Source organism: Collinsella sp. AF39-11AT, assembly GCF_003474585.1.
Taxonomy (GTDB): Bacteria; Actinomycetota; Coriobacteriia; order Coriobacteriales; family Coriobacteriaceae; genus Collinsella.
The window spans coordinates 1-18,271 of record NZ_QROG01000032.1; the positions used below are offsets into that span (position 1 = coordinate 1).

The 18,271-nt window shown below is 59.7% G+C and carries 15 protein-coding genes; 4 read left to right on the forward strand and 11 right to left on the reverse strand.

Going from position 1 to position 18,271, the window contains the following annotated elements; genetic code table 11:
- Positions 1 to 100: 100 nt before the first annotated feature.
- From DW037_RS09655 to DW037_RS09670, 4 genes are all read right to left on the reverse strand, one after another.
- On the reverse strand, positions 101 to 976 hold the full coding sequence (locus tag DW037_RS09655; RefSeq protein WP_117629643.1) for a spermidine synthase: 876 nt from the start codon (positions 974 to 976) through the stop codon (positions 101 to 103).
- The gene (locus DW037_RS09660; protein WP_118373230.1) at positions 977 to 2,884 is read right to left on the reverse strand and encodes an elongator complex protein 3; all 1,908 of its coding nucleotides are present in this window, start codon (positions 2,882 to 2,884) and stop codon (positions 977 to 979) included.
- Positions 2,885 to 2,981: 97 nt separating this feature from the next.
- A complete protein-coding gene (locus tag DW037_RS09665) occupies positions 2,982 to 3,878 on the reverse strand; it encodes a DUF4097 family beta strand repeat-containing protein (RefSeq protein WP_158551306.1) in 897 nt (298 codons plus the stop codon).
- Positions 3,878 to 4,591, reverse strand: a complete 714-nt coding sequence (locus tag DW037_RS09670) for a helix-turn-helix domain-containing protein (RefSeq protein WP_117629640.1) — start codon at positions 4,589 to 4,591, stop codon at positions 3,878 to 3,880. The genes DW037_RS09665 and DW037_RS09670 overlap by 1 nt, the downstream gene beginning before the upstream one ends.
- 267 nt (positions 4,592 to 4,858) lie before the next feature.
- On the opposite strand from DW037_RS09670, the gene DW037_RS09675 reads away from it, so the two are divergent.
- From DW037_RS09675 to DW037_RS09685, 3 genes are all read left to right on the forward strand, one after another.
- Complete coding sequence (locus DW037_RS09675; protein ID WP_117629639.1) at positions 4,859 to 5,731, forward strand: hypothetical protein; 873 nt, start codon at positions 4,859 to 4,861, stop codon at positions 5,729 to 5,731.
- A gap of 119 nt (positions 5,732 to 5,850) precedes the next feature.
- Positions 5,851 to 6,690 (forward strand): tRNA (guanosine(46)-N(7))-methyltransferase TrmB, encoded by an 840-nt coding sequence (locus tag DW037_RS09680; protein WP_117629638.1) that lies wholly within the window; start codon positions 5,851 to 5,853, stop codon positions 6,688 to 6,690.
- 309 nt (positions 6,691 to 6,999) lie between these two features.
- Entirely contained in the window at positions 7,000 to 9,681 is a 2,682-nt protein-coding gene (locus DW037_RS09685; RefSeq protein ID WP_118373231.1) for an RNA helicase, read from the forward strand.
- Between the two features lie 79 nt (positions 9,682 to 9,760).
- On the opposite strand, the gene DW037_RS09690 is transcribed toward DW037_RS09685, so the two are convergent.
- From DW037_RS09690 to DW037_RS09715, 6 genes are all read right to left on the reverse strand, one after another.
- Complete coding sequence (locus DW037_RS09690; protein ID WP_118373232.1) at positions 9,761 to 11,518, reverse strand: DUF2130 domain-containing protein; 1,758 nt, start codon at positions 11,516 to 11,518, stop codon at positions 9,761 to 9,763.
- A gap of 150 nt (positions 11,519 to 11,668) precedes the next feature.
- Complete coding sequence (locus tag DW037_RS09695; RefSeq protein WP_233542358.1) at positions 11,669 to 12,214, reverse strand: metallophosphoesterase; 546 nt, start codon at positions 12,212 to 12,214, stop codon at positions 11,669 to 11,671.
- Positions 12,215 to 12,280: 66 nt separating this feature from the next.
- Positions 12,281 to 12,460 carry a hypothetical protein gene (locus DW037_RS09700; protein WP_117655200.1) on the reverse strand — a complete coding sequence of 60 codons (180 nt, stop codon included), beginning with the start codon at positions 12,458 to 12,460 and terminating at the stop codon, positions 12,281 to 12,283.
- Between the two features lie 18 nt (positions 12,461 to 12,478).
- Complete coding sequence (locus DW037_RS09705) at positions 12,479 to 12,805, reverse strand: HIRAN domain-containing protein (protein ID WP_055250700.1); 327 nt, start codon at positions 12,803 to 12,805, stop codon at positions 12,479 to 12,481.
- Between the two features lie 424 nt (positions 12,806 to 13,229).
- A complete protein-coding gene (locus DW037_RS09710) occupies positions 13,230 to 14,609 on the reverse strand; it encodes an aldehyde dehydrogenase (RefSeq protein ID WP_118373234.1) in 1,380 nt (459 codons plus the stop codon).
- Positions 14,610 to 14,617: 8 nt separating this feature from the next.
- Positions 14,618 to 15,838, reverse strand: coding sequence for an iron-containing alcohol dehydrogenase (locus DW037_RS09715; protein ID WP_118328793.1), 1,221 nt, complete (start codon positions 15,836 to 15,838; stop codon positions 14,618 to 14,620).
- A 253-nt stretch (positions 15,839 to 16,091) separates the two neighbouring features.
- Between DW037_RS09715 and DW037_RS09720 the strand changes: the two genes are divergently transcribed.
- Positions 16,092 to 16,655 (forward strand): ferritin family protein, encoded by a 564-nt coding sequence (locus DW037_RS09720; RefSeq protein WP_070097113.1) that lies wholly within the window; start codon positions 16,092 to 16,094, stop codon positions 16,653 to 16,655.
- Positions 16,656 to 16,896: 241 nt separating this feature from the next.
- Here the strand turns inward: DW037_RS09720 and DW037_RS09725 are convergent, their stop codons facing one another.
- Positions 16,897 to 17,778: a hypothetical protein gene (locus tag DW037_RS09725; RefSeq protein ID WP_118373235.1), complete on the reverse strand. Its 882-nt coding sequence runs from the start codon at positions 17,776 to 17,778 to the stop codon at positions 16,897 to 16,899.
- Positions 17,779 to 18,271: the final 493 nt, after the last annotated feature.

The following is an 18,271-nucleotide window of genomic DNA, read 5'->3' on the forward strand; positions in this document are numbered from 1 at the left end:
ATCATTCTGTACCTAATGATTTTTTAATCCCCGTCCCAGAAAAATCATGCCCGTAGCTAAAAAAGCCCCGTCCCAGAAAGACTGGTCGCAGGGAAACGCGCTAGTCATGGAGGGTAGCGCCGAGAAAGTCGGCGTCGAAGGGCACGGCTTCGGCAAAGGCGTAGTCGCCGTCGCTGACAATGAGCAGGTGGTTTTCCTCGCCGCCGAACTCCGTATCGCCACATGGGACCACCCAAACGTGGTCGAACACCTCGAGCGCCGTGGCGGCGCAATCGCGCAGGAACGTCACGTCGCTCCCCTCGTTCGCGCTCACAATATTAGCCACGTAGATGCCGCCCGGGTTCAAGCTACCCCGCACTAAACGCAACGCCTCAACGGTTGCCAGCTCGCGCACGGGCTCGGCACCGCCAAAGCAATCGCTCACGACCACGTCGTAGCGACGATGACCCACGCTCGTCACGCCCAGATACGAGCGAGCCTCAGCGGTAATCACCCGCAAGCGGTCACCCACCGCGCGCTCCAGCTCGTCTAGGTAGAACCAGCGGCGCGCCAGGCGCGTAATCTCTCCGTCATACTCAATAACGTCCATGCGCAAGCCCTCGTGCGACATCAGCGCAAACTTGGGATAGGCAAACCCGCCGCCGCCCAGCATGAGCATACGGTCGATACCATGCCCGTAAGCATCACGCATTGCGCCCTCGGCCTCAAACACGTCATCAAACGCGCGATAGTACGTAAAGACGGGCTCTGCCCAACGCTCGCCAACGTAGCTCGCGCTTTGGTAGACGCCGCCCTGCACGAGCACACGGACCTCGTCACCGCTCTCATCGTGCATGCGCTTCACGCGCGCCAACCCATTGCGAGTTCGCGCAACCTGCAGACAGGCAGCACGAACAGCGACAGCGGCCGCACCAAGCGCCGCGGCTCCCAGAGCAACGCCGGCAACGACGCCGGCAGAAACACTCGGCTTGTTCATCTAGAGCTCCTTTTGCAGATAAAGGCCATGGTCATAAAATCCAAGATGGCGATAGTACTCGCGTGTGCCAATCGCGCTAATCACGTTGATGCGCGCATAACCCGCATCCCGGGCAATCTCGCATGCATGCTCTACGAGCAAACGCCCCAAACCGTGATGCTGCGCCGCCTGGCCTTGATCCCCCACGCGCGCCGCCATGCCATACACGTGCACCTCGCGAATCATCGCCTCGTCCGGCATCGTCGGCAGCTCGTCCGCATGTGCGGCAACAAAAGCGCGATCGGGCAGCGACAACCGCAAAAAGCCCGCGATCTTGCCCCGCGGCGTCACCCACTGCAAAAAGCGCTCGTAAGTCACCGGCGTCTCGTACGCTACTTCCTCATCAAGAGATAGCTCATCCAAGTCGGCACCCGCCGTGCTGATCTCGCGATAGCGAATCTCACGCACCGTCGCACCGTCACCCCGAGCAGCCAGGCGGTTCTCGACGAGCTGACGCAGGTTGGGCTTCTTGTTGCCCACCATGATGTCATCGGAACTAAAGTCGCGAATCATGCGGCTGATGCGGCAGAATGCCGGCGTCACCACGATGTCATCGGCCAGCACATCGAGCAGTTCTTCCTCGGTATAGGGGCGCCACTCGCCGCGCTCGTAGCAGCCCACCAGGCGCGAGCCCTCGATGAGCGCGCACGGGTAGACCTTGACCTCGTCGGGCATAAAGGCGCCCTCGGTCACAAAGCGCTCGTAGTCGCGCTTGTCCCCCTCGGGCGTAGCGCCCAGCAAGTTGAGCATAAAATGCGCGTGGATCTTAAAGCCAAACAGGCGCGCGAGCGAAAACGCCCGCTCGATCTGTGCCACCGAAATGCGACGCTCGTTGATATCGAGCAGGTGTTGGTCGAGGCTCTGGATGCCCATCTGGATCTTGGTGCAGCCCAGACGGCGGATGAGCGTGAGCGCCTGCGGCGTTACGGCATCGGGGCGCGTCTCGATAACGAGCCCCACCACGCGATGCTTCGCCGTCTCGTTGATGCGCTGCTGAAGCTCGAGCTCCTCCATCGTTGCCGCCTGCCACTCGGCGACCTCGCCCCACGGCGTACCGGGGCCGTACAGACGACGCACCGCGCGGTTATAGCCGCCCACGGCAGCATCCACGCGCTCCTGTTCGCCGGCAACACCGCTCGCAAGCTCAGCCTCATCGGTCGCAATACCGGCAGCGCGATAGCGTTCGCGTCGCTCCGCCACCACCGGCGGCAGCGTATCGGCGGGAGCGCCATCGAGCAGGCGCCCTGCCTCGGCACGGCTGATGCCCGGACGCGCCAACATGGGGTTAGCAGCCACGCCGGCAACGGCATCGTCATTGAGCGCACGGAAAAGCTCCGACATAAACCACGTCTGATAGCCTTGCGGATAGTCGCTCCAGGTACCGCCGAGCACGATGAGCTCAATCTTATCGGTCGCATGTCCCATCTGCGAAAGCGCGGTCAGGCGAGCGCTCACCTGCAGATACGGGTCGAAGCAGTTTTGCTCCGCACGGGCGCATGCCGGCTCGGCGTGCAGATAGCTCTTGGGCATGCGCAGGTCATTGGGGCAAAACAGGCAATCTCCCGAGCACGGCCACGGCTTGGTGATGACGGTAATGGTCGCCACGCCCGAAGCCGTGCGGCGGGGCTTCATGCGCAGCACCTGCAGCAGTTGGCGCTCTAGCTCGGCGTCGACATTCCATGCCGTCCAACGAGCCGGCTCCTCGCGTTTCACCCGCTGGTAAAACGGCAGCAGGCGACGCTTGGCCAAATCGCGCTTGTCGGAACCCTCACGGCGCGCCTCGGCATGTATCAATTTGACGAGTACCTTGTCGTCCACGGTCTCACCGCGACGCAGGGCATCGAGTATGTTCAAAATAATCTGTTCCATGACCCCATTGTAAAGGCAAAGGCGCCGGAGCCGATCTCGGCTTCGGCGCCTTCATCAAACAGCGCGGCTACGTTTGCGGGTCTCCGAAAACCACCCGTCACTCCGAATCAAACGACACGTCACCCGAACCAACCTCAAAACGATACGTGGCAGACTTATCACCGTTGTCGAATTCAAGATTTAATATGGTCTCGCCATCGTAGCCAAGCGGAAGGAAATCGCTCTCGAAGTCACCGCTGCCCACGGCGAGGCTCGCCTTAAAGCCCGTAGAGTTCGGAACCGTCATCTCCACGTCGCCCGAGCCCACGCTCACGTCCATCGACTTCGCGGGCGCCTGGTAGAGCTCGAACGTTGCATCGCCCGAACCGACCTCGGCATTCAGGGTGTCGGTCACGGTGCCCGTAAACGCGACGTCTCCCGAGTCCAACGTCAGGTTGAGGTCATGACACGCAATGTCCGTGACCGTTAGATCGCCCGATCCTACATTCGCTGTAATGCCCACCATGTTATCGGCAACATCCCGCGGCAGCTCGATGGTGACCGAACGATCGATAGCGCGCTCGTCATCGCAGTCGAACTGGCTAATCGTGAGTGTAGAACCCTTGACCTCGGCCAGATTCTGAGTGGCAGCATCGTAGGTAGCTACCCCCTTTGCAACACGACCGCTCTCGATGACACGCACCTGCCCGCCGGAAACGCACTTGATCTCAACCTCACCCGATGTCACATCCAGGTCAAGGGACTGGAATGAGTCGGCATCAAACGTTTCGCTCGAAAGCTGCCGAGACTGAGCGGAATAGTTACCGCCATCCAAAGAATCGTCCCCGTCAACCACATCGTCCATACCGAACAAACCGGATGCAATATCGCCGAGATCCCACGGGCCATCAAAATGAAACAATATCCGCGAAGTGCCAAAGATAAGCCCGATGATGAGCACGAACGCTCCGATACCGACGCCCAGGCGGACCTTGGACTCATGCGAGAGCTTCATCATTCATCACCTTCTTTGGCGCTCGGCTCAGCGGCGGTCGAGGAAGCCACGTCAGTATCAACCGCAGCGGAAACATCCTGAGCCTTAGCCGCCTCCGGCGCCGGACCAACCTGAATATCCCCGCGTGCCCAATCGCCATCGAGCGCACGCGCCACCCAGTGATAGATGGGGATTGTAAAGAAGATCAGCGCGGCAAAGGAGCCACCAAACAGGAACATCAGCAAAAAGAACAGCAGCCAGCACACGGCCCAATACGGAAACGACTGGAACGGACCTTTCAACGGAGTCGAGCCAGCTGCGCCGCCACTCGTCACCTGCGCCGTAGCGGCATTGGCGGCCTGCGCACTCCAGCTTGCCGCTTGCGCCGCCTTGGCCGCAGCATCACTCGCCTGCGTAGCTGCCTCCGTGGCGCGCGCCGCCGCCTCATGGGTGCGGGCACGTTCTGCCGCCTCGGCCTCGCGCTGACGGGCGCGGTCCTCGTTCTCAAACTCGATATCGTCCTCGATCTCATCGCTCGGATTGAGGAGCTCGTCCAAACTCACGCCATAGAGTTTTGCGAGCGAGATCAGGTTCTCGGTATCGGGCGAGCTCTCCGCACGCTCCCATTTACTGACCGCCTGGCGCGACAGCCCCAGCTTTCGCGCCAGCCCTTCTTGGCTAAAACCCTTGCTGCGACGAAGGTCGGCGAGCCGCTGCGCAGTTTCTACATTCATGGTTCCTCCTATGCGATGCCAGCCGTGCCGCCGGACCGTTTTTGTTCTTAAGGCGCCTTGCACAGTTAAAAATCTATCCGCCACCGTCAAAAGCATGCCACCTATTCTAGTGAGATTTTTGACAACCGGCGGTTGCGGGCATATATGAGCTGCGGAAATGTGTCCAAACAAAGCAATGACCCGCAGCTCGGTTGTCCCCGTTGCGGCGTTAACGGTAGTATGGTCGTACTGTTTATTCCGCACCGCCAACGGAGGGAGTTCCGCGCCGTGAACCGCGATTTCGCCTCATCGCTCATTCAGCTCAACAATACGTTCTATCGCGAGCACTCCGCCTCCTTCTCCGATACGCGCCAGGCACCGTGGCCCGGCTGGGTACGCACCATGGACATAGCGCTCGAGCAGCTCGACGTCGCCACGATCGAGCATCCCGTCCGCGTCTTCGATCTCGCCTGCGGCAATATGCGATTCGAGAACTTTGCCGCCGGCGGCGCACTTGCCGCCAAGGGCGTCGACGGCACAAACCCCTCGGCAGACGCCAGTTGCCCGTTTGAGTTCTATGGTGTTGACTCGTGTCAGGATTTGGCTATCGATGCGCACGGTCACGCCCTGCGCATTCCCAACCTGCACTTCCAGGAACTCGATGTGCTCGACGCCCTCATGAAGCTCAACCCCGCCAAGACACCCGACGTGCTTTTCAACGCCCCGCTCGCCGACATCTCGGTCTGCTTTGGATTTATGCACCACGTGCCGTCGTGCGAGTACCGCGTACGCGTGCTCGACGCCCTGGTGCGCCAGACGCGCCCAGGCGGCATCATCGCCATCAGCTTTTGGGAGTTTATGAACGACGGGCGCATGGCGCGCAAGGCCGTTCGTGCCGAGGCCCGCGCCGAGCTCACCCCGCCGTTTGAGGGTTACGATTCCGCGCAGTTTGAAGCCGGTGACCACCTCATTGGCTGGCAAAACGACCGCCACGCCTACCGCTATTGCCATCACTTTGACGATCAGCAGATCACCGACCTGGTGCGCGGCGTCCGTACGTTCTACAAGAGCGGCGAGGTCCCCGTGCGCGAGCTTGAGCGCTTCCATGCCGACGGTCGCAGCGGCGATCTCAACCGTTACGTGATTCTCAAGCGTCTATAGGCGTCAGCGACTCGTCGCTGAGCCGCACCGCATCTTTCGGGCAAACCATGCCCACCCTTTTTCAACCCATTGACGGAACGCGCCTGCAATGTGTTCCATACGTATGACCAAGGAGCCTCATGGGAGCCGTCCACGTTCGCACGCCTAAGAACTTTGTGCTCGAAGAGCGCCTGGGGCGCTACGCCGATGCAATCGAGACGAACCCCGAGGCCTATGCCGGAGATTGGCGCGAGGCTTGCGCGCCAGTTGGCAGCAAGCCCTTCGAACACCTTCACCTGGATCTTGGCTGTGGCAAGGGAACGTACCTTGTAGAGCGTGCGGCGCACGAGCCAAACACCCTCTTTATCGGTATGGACCAGGAGCCCATCTGCATCGCCTATGCCGCACAGAAAATCTGCGAGCAGGAGCTATCCAACGCACTCGTCCTGCCCCGAGGCGCCGCAACGTTGCCGCAGCTGTTTGCCGCAGGCGAGCTCGACGCCATAACCATCAACTTTCCCACGCCGCAGCCCAAGGCCAAGTACGCCAAAAAACGACTCGTCCATGTCGACCATCTGATGCTCTACCGCCCGCTCTTTTCAGCCGGCGCCACCGTCACACTGCGAACCGACAGTAAGCCATTGCGCGACTACGCCCTGGGGCAGTTTGCCGCGGCCGGCTACGACACGCTTTGGGTAAGCGACGACGTCCGCCGCGACCATCCCGAGCATCCCGAGACCGAGTACGAATGCCGCACGCGCGAGATGGGTGCCGTCGTCTATGGCATTTGCGCCACACCCGGCGCGCAGCCCAGCAATGAACAGCTCGCGGCGGGCCGCGCGCAGGAGCAAAGCCTTGCCTGCTACCTGCCCGAAAACCTCGATGAGCTCACCTATGTACCTCTGGGCATGGAAGAGGCCGTCGAGAACTTTAGAAACCGCACCCGCAAAGGCAAAAAGCGCCTTCCGCAGGAGTCATAGGGGCTTTTGACAGTCACGTCGCCAGCGAGCAAGCGCAAATAGGCACCGACGAACGACCCTCAAGCCTAAGTGAGTAGACTTTTTAGCAATAGCCAAGCACAACCCGCATAGGAACAAGTAAAACCGCAGGTAAATCCCTTACGCAAAAGCCATGTGCTGGCGAAATCGCAAAAAGTCTACTCACTTAGCTCGCGGCCGCACCAAACGGCTGAGCAGGACGCCCATTTCCTGCATTTTCTTTCGCGCTGGCACCCCGCGCCGCCGCTACGCCATAATAGTTGGCGGACAATCGCGAGAGAAAGCAAACACATGGCACAGACCACGACAGATATCGCCGCCAGCACCGTCTCCGGCGCCGGAGCCGCCAGTTCATTCTCGGGCGGCACGGGAACCGAAGCCGAATTCGGCTCACTCGGTGCGCTCTCCCCCACCTGGTGGGAGCCCGAGGACGGCAGCGAGCCCGAACCATGGCTCACGCCCGATCAAGCCTTCGAACGCTTCTTTGAATGGACGAGCGACCGCGGCATCGAGCTGTGGGATCACCAAGAAGAGGCCCTCATGGACCTGGCCGCCGGCGATCACGTCATCTTAGGCACGCCGACCGGCTCGGGTAAGTCACTTGTTGCGCTGGGCATGCTCTTTATGGGCATGGCACAGGGCAAGCGCTGCTACTATACGGCTCCTATCAAGGCTCTGGTCAGCGAAAAGTTCTTCGATCTGGTACAGGTGCTCGGCCGCGATAACGTCGGCATGATCACCGGCGACACGCATATCAACACCAAGGCACCCGTCATCTGCTGCACGGCCGAAATCCTTGCCAACGATGCGCTCCGCGAGGGCGAGGACGCCGACGTGGGCTGCGTGGCCATGGACGAGTTCCACTACTTTGCCGACCCCGACCGCGGCTGGGCCTGGCAGGTGCCGCTGCTCACCCTGCCCCATACGCAGTTTATGCTCATGAGTGCCACGCTCGGCGATGTCACTGCCATCGCCACCTCACTCGAGGAACACACCGGCGCTACCTGCGACTTGGTCGTCGATGCCCCACGCCCCGTGCCGCTGAGCTACGACTACGTGACGACCTCGCTTGAGGGCACCGTCGAGCTCGCAATGCGCCGCGGCGAGGCCCCGCTCTACATCGTGCACTTTAGCCAGGACGCCGCACTTGCGACGGCGCAATCCCTCGCCAACTTTGGTATTGCCAGCAAGGAGCAGCGCGAGGCCATCAAGGAGGCGGCCAAGGGCACGAGCTTCTCGACGGCCTTTGGTAAGATTCTCAAGCGCTTGCTCGGATGCGGCGTCGGCGTGCACCACGCCGGCATGCTGCCGCGCTATCGCCTACTGGTCGAGCGCCTGGCGCAGCAGGGCCTGTTGCCCGTCATCTGCGGCACCGATACGCTCGGCGTCGGCATCAACGTACCCATCCACACCGTGGTACTCACCGCGCTCACCAAGTTCGACGGCTACAAGATGCGTCGTCTGCGCGCCCGTGAGTTTCATCAGATCGCTGGTCGCGCCGGTCGCTCGGGCTTCGATACCGAGGGCATGGTGATCGCCGAGGCACCCGAGCACGAGATCGAGAATGCCAAGCTTATGGCCAAGGCGGGCGACGACCCCAAAAAACTCCGCAAGATTAAAAAGAAGAAGGCCCCCAAGGGCTTTGTCACCTGGAACAAGCAGACCTTTGAGCGCCTGATCGAGACGCAGCCCGAAACGCTCAAGCCGCGCCTGCGCATCACACACTCCATGGTGATTAGCGTGGTCGAGCAGAGCGGCGATGCCCGAGCCCGCGTACACGACCTCATCGAGACGAGTCTGCAGACCCCTGAGGAAAAGGCAAAGCTCGAGGTTCGTGCCGACGAGATCTTCGCCACGCTCATCGATTCCGGCGTCGTCGTGCGCACCGAGGTGCCGCCCGCACCCGACGCTCCGGCTGACGCCGCGCCGGACATCGACTACGCACTGACGGTCGACCTGCCCGAGGACTTTGCGCTCGACCAGCCGCTCTCGCCGTTTTTGCTTGCCGCGTTGGAGCTGCTCGATCCCGAGAGCGAGACCTATACCATGGATCTGATCTCGATGGTCGAGGCAACGCTCGAGGATCCCAAGCAGGTGCTGCGCGCTCAGGAGCGCGCAGCGCGCGACCGCGCGATGGCCGAAATGAAGGCTGACGGCGTCGAATATGAGGAACGCCTGGAGCGCATCCAGGATGTCACCTACGAAAAACCGCTCGAGGACTTGCTCGACGCCGCCTTCGACAAGTACTGCCAGGAAGTGCCCTGGGCAAACGACTACCAGCTCTCTCCCAAAAGCGTCCTGCGCGATATGCTGGAAAGCGCGAGCGATTTTAAGGGTTACATTCAAAAGCTCGGCATCGCCCGCTCCGAGGGCATTTTGCTGCGTTACCTGGCAGAGGCCTACCGTTCGCTCGACCGCACCGTGCCCATCGAGAAGCGCGACGAGCGTCTGCGCGACATTATCTCGTGGCTCGGCTTTGTGGTGCGCTCGGTGGACTCGAGCCTGGTGGACGAGTGGGAGAACGCCGGCAACCCGGCAGCCCTCGATGCTGCGCCGCCGCAGGGCATCGACGAGGTCGTGGCGGACCGCCGCGGCTGCACGCTGTTGGTGCGCAACGCGCTCTTCCGCCGCGTGACCCTTGCCGCCCGCGAGCACGTTCGCGACCTGGGCGAGCTCGACGACGACTGGGGCATGAGCGAGATCCGCTGGCAAAAAGCACTCGACGCTTACCACGAGCAGCACGAGGAAATCCTCACCGACGGAGATGCCCGCAGCGCCGCGATGTTCTCCATCGACGAGTCCGACGAGAAGACCGCGCACGTATGGCACGTGCACCAGATCTTTGCCGACGAGGATGGCGACCACGACTTTGGCATCATGGGCGATGTCGATCTGGACGCCACGCAAGACGGTGGCGAGGTCATCTTCAAGAACTACCGCGTCGGTTTTATCGAGGATTTGCTCGAGGATTAGCCAAGCATATTGGGACGAAACGAAGCGGGGCTGTTGGCAACATCGCCAGCAGCCCCGCTTTTTCACTATCCGCTATGCCTTACTCGGCATCCTCGACCTCATACGAATCCGCCTCGGCTGGCTCCTCGTTTGTCTCCGGCGCAGCCTCGCGCGCCTCGTCAAACGCTGCCTTCATGGTCTTGTTTCCCCAAGTGAGCTTGCGAATGGTGAGCTCATCAGCCTTGTTGTGGGCCAGGCGCAGATTCTCGGTGCTGCGGCGCAAATCGTCCTTGGTCTTCTCGAGCTGCTTGATGGCGGCATCGATTTCCTTGATCGCCGACTCGAATTGCTTACTCGCCAGATTATAGTTGCGCGAGAAGCCGTCCTTGAACTTTTCCATCTTAGCTTCGAAGTTCGTGACGTCGATATTCTGCTGTTTGTACTCCGCCAGCTCCTGCTTATAGCGCAGCGAACCCATAGCGGCATTGCGCAGCAGCGTAATCATGGGAATGAAAAACTGCGGGCGGATCACATACATCTTCTCGTAGCGATAGCTCACGTCCACGATTCCCGCGTTGTAAAGCTCGCTCTCGGGCTCGAGCAGCGTGCAGAGCACCGCGTACTCACAGCCTTTCTGGCGACGATCGTGATCGAGTTTCTTAAAGAAGTCCTCGTTTTTATGTTTGGTCGCGGTCTCGTCGTTCTCGTTTTTCATCTCGAACATAATCGAAATGACCTCGTTGCCGCTCGCGTCGCACTCGCGGAAGATAAAGTCGCCCTTGGTGCCCTCGGACGCATCGTTATCCTTCTCGAAGTACGCGTTAGGAAATGCCGTCATGCGCAGACGGTTAAACTCGGTCTCGCAGTGCTGCTCGAGCGACTCGCCCACCATCTTGGTGGACAGACGAATCTTCATTTCCTTAAGGCGCTCAATCTCTTCGTCCTTGTAGCGGATCAACTCGTCGCTCGCGCGCTTGGCCTGCGCAAGCTCGAGCTCGTGTGCCGCCTTGGCTTGCTCCTCACGAGAATCGCGCACCGCCAGCTCGCTCGTCAGTTTGGCACGCGCCTCATCGCGCTCTCGCTCCGCCGCGGCGACCGCCTCTGACAGGTTCATTTTTGCCATCAGTTCCTGCTCGCGCAGCTGGGCACGCAGGCCCTCGGCCTCCTGCTCAGACCGAGCCTTTGCGGCGGAAAGCTTCTCCTGCACCTTCGCGCGGTAGTCTGTGAGTGTGCGTTCGGCCTCGCTGCGAGCGGCATCGAGCTCACGCTGAGACTCGGCCGCGGCAGCGGCAAGCGCCATCTCCTGGGCCTTGTCCGCCGCGGCAAGCTTGGCCTGCAACTCGGCAATCTGGGCATCTCGTGCAGCTACATCGTTTTGAGCAGCATTGCGCGCCGCCGACTCGGCAAGCTTGGCTTCGTCATCCTTGCGCCCCAGCTGCGCACGCAAGTTGTCGATTTCGCGCTGGAGCTCGGCGTTCTCCTTTTGAGCGTCGGCACGGGCCTCAACCGCCGCGCGCTGGCTTGCGCTCTCGCGCTCCGCGGCAGCGCCCTCGAGTTTGGCGTGCAGCTCGGCAAGCTCCGCATCGCGCTTGGCGAGTTCTTGCGCCAGCTGCTGGGCTGCAGCGTTCTTCTGCTCGACAAGCTGAGCGTCGCGCTGAGACTCCGCCTTTTGCAAAGCAGCCGTCGAGCGCGAGCGCTCAAGCTCCAGCGCCTGCTCGCCCTCGCGCTGAACAGCCTTCACGCGCTCGTCCAGGTCGCGCGAGAACTCGGCGTCGCGCACCTGCTTGACGATATCCGCATAACCGGACGCATCGACCTTAAAAACTTCACCGCAATGCGGGCACTTGATCTCGTTCATGGCAGCTCCTCGATGGACGCAAATTTCAACCGCCTACACTCTACCGCGCCGCACGGACAAAAAAGGCGCCGCTGCCATAATGGCAGCGGCGCCAGAACCACCATAAAGGTGCCTGTCCCCTTTGCGGTGGTTTGTGTGGTGGTTCGAGAATTACAGCCCAAAGAAGTCAAGAATTTGATCACGGCTTACGGGCTTGTAATCGTTGGCATCGAGACCGACATCATAGCGAAAGATAGGGCGCTCGCGATCGCGGTTGCGCGCGTTGGTGCGGTCTCCCCTGCTGTGGATATGCCCGTGCAGCATGATGGCGCCGCGCGCCTTGCCATTCCAGCTGAGCATGGGGTAATGGCTCATAACTAGACGATGGCCCTTGGCATAGCCGGGAGCAATCTCCAGGTAATCGCATACCTCATCCCAAATCTGCGGTACGTCGGGATCTTCCCAATCACCGTCATGGTTGCCACGGATGAGCGTCACATTCTGGCATTCGATGCGCTCGCGCAGGCGCACCGCCTCCGCCAGGGGCAAACGATAGGTAAAGTCTCCCAAGATATAGAGACGGTCGTCCGCCGCCACGCACTCATTGATGGCATCGATGACCTTGCGGTTCATCTCCTCGACCGAATCAAACGGCCGATCCATATCGTGCAAGATATTCGTATCGCCCAGGTGCAGGTCGGCGGTAAACCACATCATCGTCTCTGTCCTCATTTCGCAACGTGTTCAACTCGTGCTAAGTATACAGACGCAGCGATGCAGCGGTTATCCAAAGAGCCCGCCGAACAGTCCGCGGCGGCGCTTGTCTTGCTTTTTCGAAGCGTCGCCCTGGGCGTTCTTGTCCTGCCGCTTCTTCCGGTCCTGCTCCAGCTCATCATCGTCGATCAGCATATCCCACTCAAACGGGTCGTCCGTCAGATCGAACAGGTCATCGTCATCAAACATGACCGCCTCCATTGCCGATTAGCGAGCATCCACCACATAGAGACCAACGCGCACCTGATGCCACGGGCTGCGCTCGGGAGCAACCTGTTGCACGCGAGCCTCAAATACGTCCTCGTGGCCGTAATACATCATCAAGGACAGCGGGCCGACCTCGTTTCCCGGAACATACCCAAGCTTGGTGTTGCCGTAGTAGATCGCAACCGCCTCGGGATCATGGGGGTTATCGCGCTCGGCACACAGCGTCAGTTTATCGCCCACTTTAAGATCGCCCAAGACCAAGGCGCCATCGGCATACTGAAATCCTGCAATATGAAACGACAAAAGAACACGTGAAGGCTCGTACATGGCAACTCCTCTAACGACCGAATAAACCGGCACTTAACCTTACTGAGAAGCTTACGGGCCCGTGCGGACAAAATTTCACCCGCTCGCACCTTTCGCCCATTTGCCGCAACGCTTGCGAGACAGAGCGCCTGCAGATAAGATAGAGACACGGATGGCACCCGTTGCAGCGGGTCTTGCCAACTCCAGTACACGTTTACATCGTGAGAAGTGGCCGTCTTCGCTTATGCGGGGGCGGCTATTTCGTTCGGCCGATAAACAGGCCAAGCTCGATAGCCGCGATCAACAACGCCAATAACGAAATGACATCGCTTACGTTCATACCAAATCCCTTCTAAAGGGAGTTGGCCCATCCGTGCTCCATAGCAGTAGTCTAACGCAAAATGCGGGTAATAGGAACATCTGTTCGTATTACCCGCACCCTTTTCTAATGCACAAACATGCGCACGAACTTGTGCTTCCAGCTTGCGTAAGGGGCATAGCGGAATGGCACGTCCAGCCACGTTGCCTTGTTCACGATGCTCTTCTTGTGGCTAAACGTATCGAAGCTCTCGCGTCCATGGTATTGCCCCATACCGCTCGCGCCCATGCCACCAAAGCCCATATGGCTCGTAGCCAAGTGCATAATCGTGTCGTTGACGCAGCCGCCGCCAAAGGGCACATAACGCACAAAGCGCTGCTGAACCGCGCGGTCCTGGCTAAAGATATACAGGGCCAGCGGCGTCGGGCGATCGGTAATAAACGTCTCGACCCTGTCTAAGCTCTCAAACGTCAGCACCGGCAAGATGGGGCCGAAAATCTCCTCCTGCATTACGGCGTCATCGGGGGTCACGCCGTCTAGAATCGTCGGCTCAATCTTGAGCGACGACTCGCGCGCGGTACCTCCAAGCACAACCTTATAGGGATCGATCAGCCCGCGCACGCGCGCAAAATGCTTGGCGTTGACGATATGACCGTAATCCTCGTTGTCGAGCGGATGCTCGCCAAACATGCGACGGGTCTCCTCCCTGATGAGGCCCAACAGCTCATCGTGTACGCGCGTATCGACCAGCAGGTAGTCGGGCGCCACGCAGGTCTGCCCCACGTTGAGCCATTTACCAAAGGCGATGCGCCGTGCCGCGACTTTTAAGTTTGCCGTGGCATCCACAATGCAGGGGCTCTTTCCGCCCAGCTCAAGCGTCACGGGCGTCAGGTTTTTACTTGCGCGCTCCATGACGAGCTTGCCGACCGGAACGCTACCGGTAAAGAAAATCTTGTCCCAGCACTCATCGAGCAGTGCTTCGTTCTCGGCACGGCCGCCTTCTACAACCGTCACCAGGCGCGGATCAAATGCTTCCTCGCAAATCTGCCTGAGCACCGCGCTCGATGCCGGAGCATAGGCACTCGGCTTGATGACCACGGTATTGCCCGCGGCAAGGGCGCCGGCAAGCGGCTCGAGCGTTAGCAAAAACGGGTAGTTCCACGGAGCCATGATGAGTGTGACGCCATAGGGCACGGACTGCGTCTTGCACACACTCACGGCGTTGGCGAGGTCACACGGACGCAGGCGCGAGCGACTCCATCGAGCCACATGCGCAATCTGATAACGAATCTCGGAAAGCGAGGTGCCGATCTCGCACATATACGCCTCGTCATGCGACTTTCCCAAATCGGTCTTGAGCGCATGGGCAATATCGGCCTCGTGGGCCCGCACCGCATCGCGTAAACTCACGAGCGCACGACGTCGAGCATCGACATCAAACGTGGCGTGTGTCTTAAAGTAGGCGCGCTGATCGCCGACGATGCGCGCAATTTCCTCGGTGTTCATGGACCCTCCTAATTCTCGCCCTCAAACATACCACCCGCGACGACCTCGTACATACGCTCGAGCTCCAAACGGTCCATTAGAAGCGGAACGGGGTATAGCGGATTGGCCTCGGCATCGGCATGGGCCGCCATTTGTGGAATATCGGAGCGGCGAATGCCCGTCACATATTTGGGTATGCCCAAGGCGGCGTTCATGCGGTCGACCCAATCGATAAAGGCCTCAGCAGCCACGTTGTCCAGCGCATTAGCCGGCGCAATGCCGGCCATGCGGGCGAGATCGGCGAGCTTGGGAGCAGCAGCTTCGCCATAGGCGCGAAGCATGTGCGGCAGGATGATGGCGTTGGCCAAGCCGTGGGGAATCCCGTAACGCCCGCCCAGGCTGTGCGCGATGGCATGGACGTATCCAACATAAGAGCGCGTAAAGGCAACGCCCGCTTTATACGCCGCCGAAAGCATATTGCGGCGCGCACGCATGTTGCCACCGCACTCATAGGCCTCGAGCAAATTGTCGTGGATGAGCTGCACCGCCTGGCGCGCCATCTTGCGCGTATAGGGCGTGGTGCTGCGCCCGATAAAGGCCTCGACGGCATGCGTCAGGGCGTCCATGCCCGTTTGCCCCGTAATGGAGGCGGGCAGGCCGCGCGTAAACTCGGGGTCGTGCACCGCAAAGCGCGGGATCAGCACAAAGTCGTTAATGGGATACTTGTAGTGCGTCTCGTCGTCGGTAATTACCGCTGCAAGCGTGACCTCGCTTCCCGTGCCCGCCGTGGTGGGAACGGCGATGAGCAGCGGCAGGCGACGATGGATACGCAACAGGCCGCGCATCTTGTTGATGGGCTTCTTTGGCTGCGCGATGCGCGCGCCCACGCCCTTGGCGCAGTCCATGGCCGAACCGCCGCCAAAGCCGATAATGGCCTGGCAGGTGCTCTCTCGATACAGAGATGCCGCTTCCTCCACGTTTGAGACCGTGGGGTTCGCACGTGTTTCGGCATAGACCGCAGCGCTAATTCCCTTGGACGCGAGCGCTGTCTCGAGCGGTGCCGTGAGCCCCAGACGGGCAATGCCGGGATCTGTCACGATAAGAACATGGTGTATTGAACGCTTTTGAAGCACTGCGGGCACTTCCTCAGCGTGCTCTAAAATGCGTGGCTCGGTATAGGGCAGCACCGGCAATGCGATGCGAAAAACCGTTTGATACGTTCGGCACCAGGCGCGGCGGGCTAGATGCATAAAGGAAGCTCCTTCATTTGTTGATTGGTCAACATTTGCTCGACCGATTGTACTCATCGGAGGTCGCACGAGGTCTAGCAATCGTTAATCAATCAACATCTACACATGCTTAAATTGTTTTATTAAAAATCATTCCTAATAGGCTTCACATTCGGTCTCATTTATGGATAATAGAACTCGTCAAGACGCACGTCCGGAGAGGGCCCTTACGGGACCGGACGAGCGCACCATCGCCATCGATCGAAAGGATCGAATCATGAAGTTTGTTTGCCCCGTTTGCGGTTATGTGGAAGAGTTCGACGGCGACCAGCTGCCCGAGGATTTCAAGTGCCCCCAGTGCGGCGTTCCCGGCTCTCGCTTCCTGAAGCAGGAGGAGGGCCAGCTCGAGTGGGCTGCCGAGCACGTCGTGGGCGTCGCCAAGATGGAGGGCGTCTCCGAGGACATCGTTGCCGACCTGCGCGCCAACTTTGAGGGCGAGTGCTCTGAGGTCGGCATGTACCTGGCCATGGCTCGCGTCGCCCATCGCGAGGGCTATCCCGAGATCGGCCTGTACTGGGAGAAGGCTGCCCACGAGGAGGCCGAGCACGCCGCCAAGTTCGCCGAGCTTCTGGGCGAGGTCGTGACCGACTCCACCAAGAAGAACCTCGAGATGCGCGTTGAGGCCGAGAACGGCGCCACCGCCGGCAAGACCGATCTCGCTAAGCGCGCCAAGGCCGCTGGCCTCGATGCCATCCACGACACCGTGCACGAAATGGCTCGCGACGAGGCCCGCCACGGCAAGGCTTTCGCCGGCCTGCTGAAGCGCTACTTTGGCTAAGCCAACCGCTTGAGACATAACCTCTAGCTCGATGAGGCCCGGACCGTATTGGTTCGGGCCTTTTTGTGTCTCGAGGACTCGTTAACGCCCTGAAATAGAGCTATCTTCGGCATCGGTCTCTCGTCAAAAACTAAGTGAGTAGACTTTTTGGAACTTGCCGAGCAGACCATCCGTATTGCTTTATAAAGTCGCAGGTAAATGACTTGTTTCAAAACGGCCTGGTCGCCAAAGTGCCAAAAGCCTACTCACTTAGAACCGCAGCCGTCCACGATCGAGCTGCTTTGTGTCTAACGGGCATCTTTCCGTCAATTACTCCCAATTTTGTCCAGTCAACGAATAGTTCAGACCGGAGTAATGTCTCAGCCCTTTGCTCATCTGAGCTTTTATCACGATATTCAGCATCGAGCATCCTGCATACGGCCTTAACGATCGCGTGGAATCTACCCTCATCGGATATCTGTCTGTGTGTCAGGAGAAGTACATCGTAGCCCATGGCCTGAAGGGCCGTCATGCGGTCAGCGTCACGCAAGCCATCCCCTGCGCGTCCGTGCGAGGCCTTTCCCTGACATTCAATGGCCACCTGTCGCCTGCCGTCCAGCGAAGAAAGAAGTAGGTCGATATATACACGGGACTTTCCCACAATCGCTCGAGCACTTGTGCTTAGCATCACTTCAACATTGAGCTCTATGCCGCAAAAACCTTCTCCTCCCAGGGATCGCGGCAGTGCAAGTAGCAAATACGCCTCGACCTCAAAAGGCGATGCGGCACCCAGTGGAACGAGATGCGATACCGCGACAAATCGCTTGCCGTAACGCATCCCACAAACATCTGAACAAAAACGGTCAAGATCTCCGTCCAAAACCAAAGCGTCGCGCCGCCACAAATTTGAGGCGGCACCGTCCTCGGACGGGCAACGTGCCCAACCAAAGGTTGCCGGAATCGCGCCCGACTCAATTGCACGCGAAAGCTCTGCCTCGAGTGCTGCTGGCAAGGCACAAACCGTAAACAAGCCGCACATCTCCGCCAATACCAAAAGCAGCTGGAGATCCGTCAGATGCCGCGACATGATGAATGCCGTCAGCAAAGGAGATGTGACCAAAAACCCATGTTCCGTTTCCAGCACGGATTCCCTGGGAAGCTCACCAAGGAACAGCCGTTGCCTAACGCTGGCAGGACAAGTCCGCTTATTTCTCGTCCCAACCAATGTATGCAACGGCAAGCCGAGCGCAACCGCAGCCGTCGGGTTACGGGCGAGGCCATATCGCTGCCGGTCTTCTTCCGGTCGTGGAAGTGGCGGACACAAAGCGAGGGCTTGAGGAGGCAAACGCCAGTACCTAAAAGCCGATATGTCACAAAGTAGATCCTTCATAGGCACAGGAAAACACGGATTTCAACCCGGGTACTCCCGCATTGGCGCGAACGTACCGAAAAGGGCGCCGAACGGACTGTTAAGTTTTCAACAGCCTTCCCCAACTGGCCAAAAGCTTGCCAAGAACTGGACGGAGTCCTGTTGAAAACCCGCTATTTCTCTCATGCGGAAGCTTTGCACAGCAAGTGAGTAGGCTTTTTGGGAGGCTTCGGTAGTTTGTGTGACAAGGGGCTAGCCTAGGCAGCAA

What these genes read in the sequence shown, in the direction of transcription:
- DW037_RS09655 (WP_117629643.1), bottom strand. Translation starts at nt 976, where the DNA reads ATGAACAAGCCGAGTGTTTCTGCCGGCGTCGTTGCCGGCGTTGCTCTG.
- DW037_RS09660 (WP_118373230.1), bottom strand. Translation starts at nt 2,884, where the DNA reads ATGGAACAGATTATTTTGAACATACTCGATGCCCTGCGTCGCGGTGAG.
- DW037_RS09665 (WP_158551306.1), bottom strand. Translation starts at nt 3,878, where the DNA reads ATGAAGCTCTCGCATGAGTCCAAGGTCCGCCTGGGCGTCGGTATCGGA.
- DW037_RS09670 (WP_117629640.1), bottom strand. Translation starts at nt 4,591, where the DNA reads ATGAATGTAGAAACTGCGCAGCGGCTCGCCGACCTTCGTCGCAGCAAG.
- DW037_RS09680 (WP_117629638.1), top strand. Translation starts at nt 5,851, where the DNA reads ATGGGAGCCGTCCACGTTCGCACGCCTAAGAACTTTGTGCTCGAAGAG.
- DW037_RS09685 (WP_118373231.1), top strand. Translation starts at nt 7,000, where the DNA reads ATGGCACAGACCACGACAGATATCGCCGCCAGCACCGTCTCCGGCGCC.
- DW037_RS09690 (WP_118373232.1), bottom strand. Translation starts at nt 11,518, where the DNA reads ATGAACGAGATCAAGTGCCCGCATTGCGGTGAAGTTTTTAAGGTCGAT.
- DW037_RS09695 (WP_233542358.1), bottom strand. Translation starts at nt 12,214, where the DNA reads ATGATGTGGTTTACCGCCGACCTGCACCTGGGCGATACGAATATCTTG.
- DW037_RS09700 (WP_117655200.1), bottom strand. Translation starts at nt 12,460, where the DNA reads ATGTTTGATGACGATGACCTGTTCGATCTGACGGACGACCCGTTTGAG.
- DW037_RS09705 (WP_055250700.1), bottom strand. Translation starts at nt 12,805, where the DNA reads ATGTACGAGCCTTCACGTGTTCTTTTGTCGTTTCATATTGCAGGATTT.
- DW037_RS09710 (WP_118373234.1), bottom strand. Translation starts at nt 14,609, where the DNA reads ATGAACACCGAGGAAATTGCGCGCATCGTCGGCGATCAGCGCGCCTAC.
- DW037_RS09715 (WP_118328793.1), bottom strand. Translation starts at nt 15,838, where the DNA reads ATGCATCTAGCCCGCCGCGCCTGGTGCCGAACGTATCAAACGGTTTTT.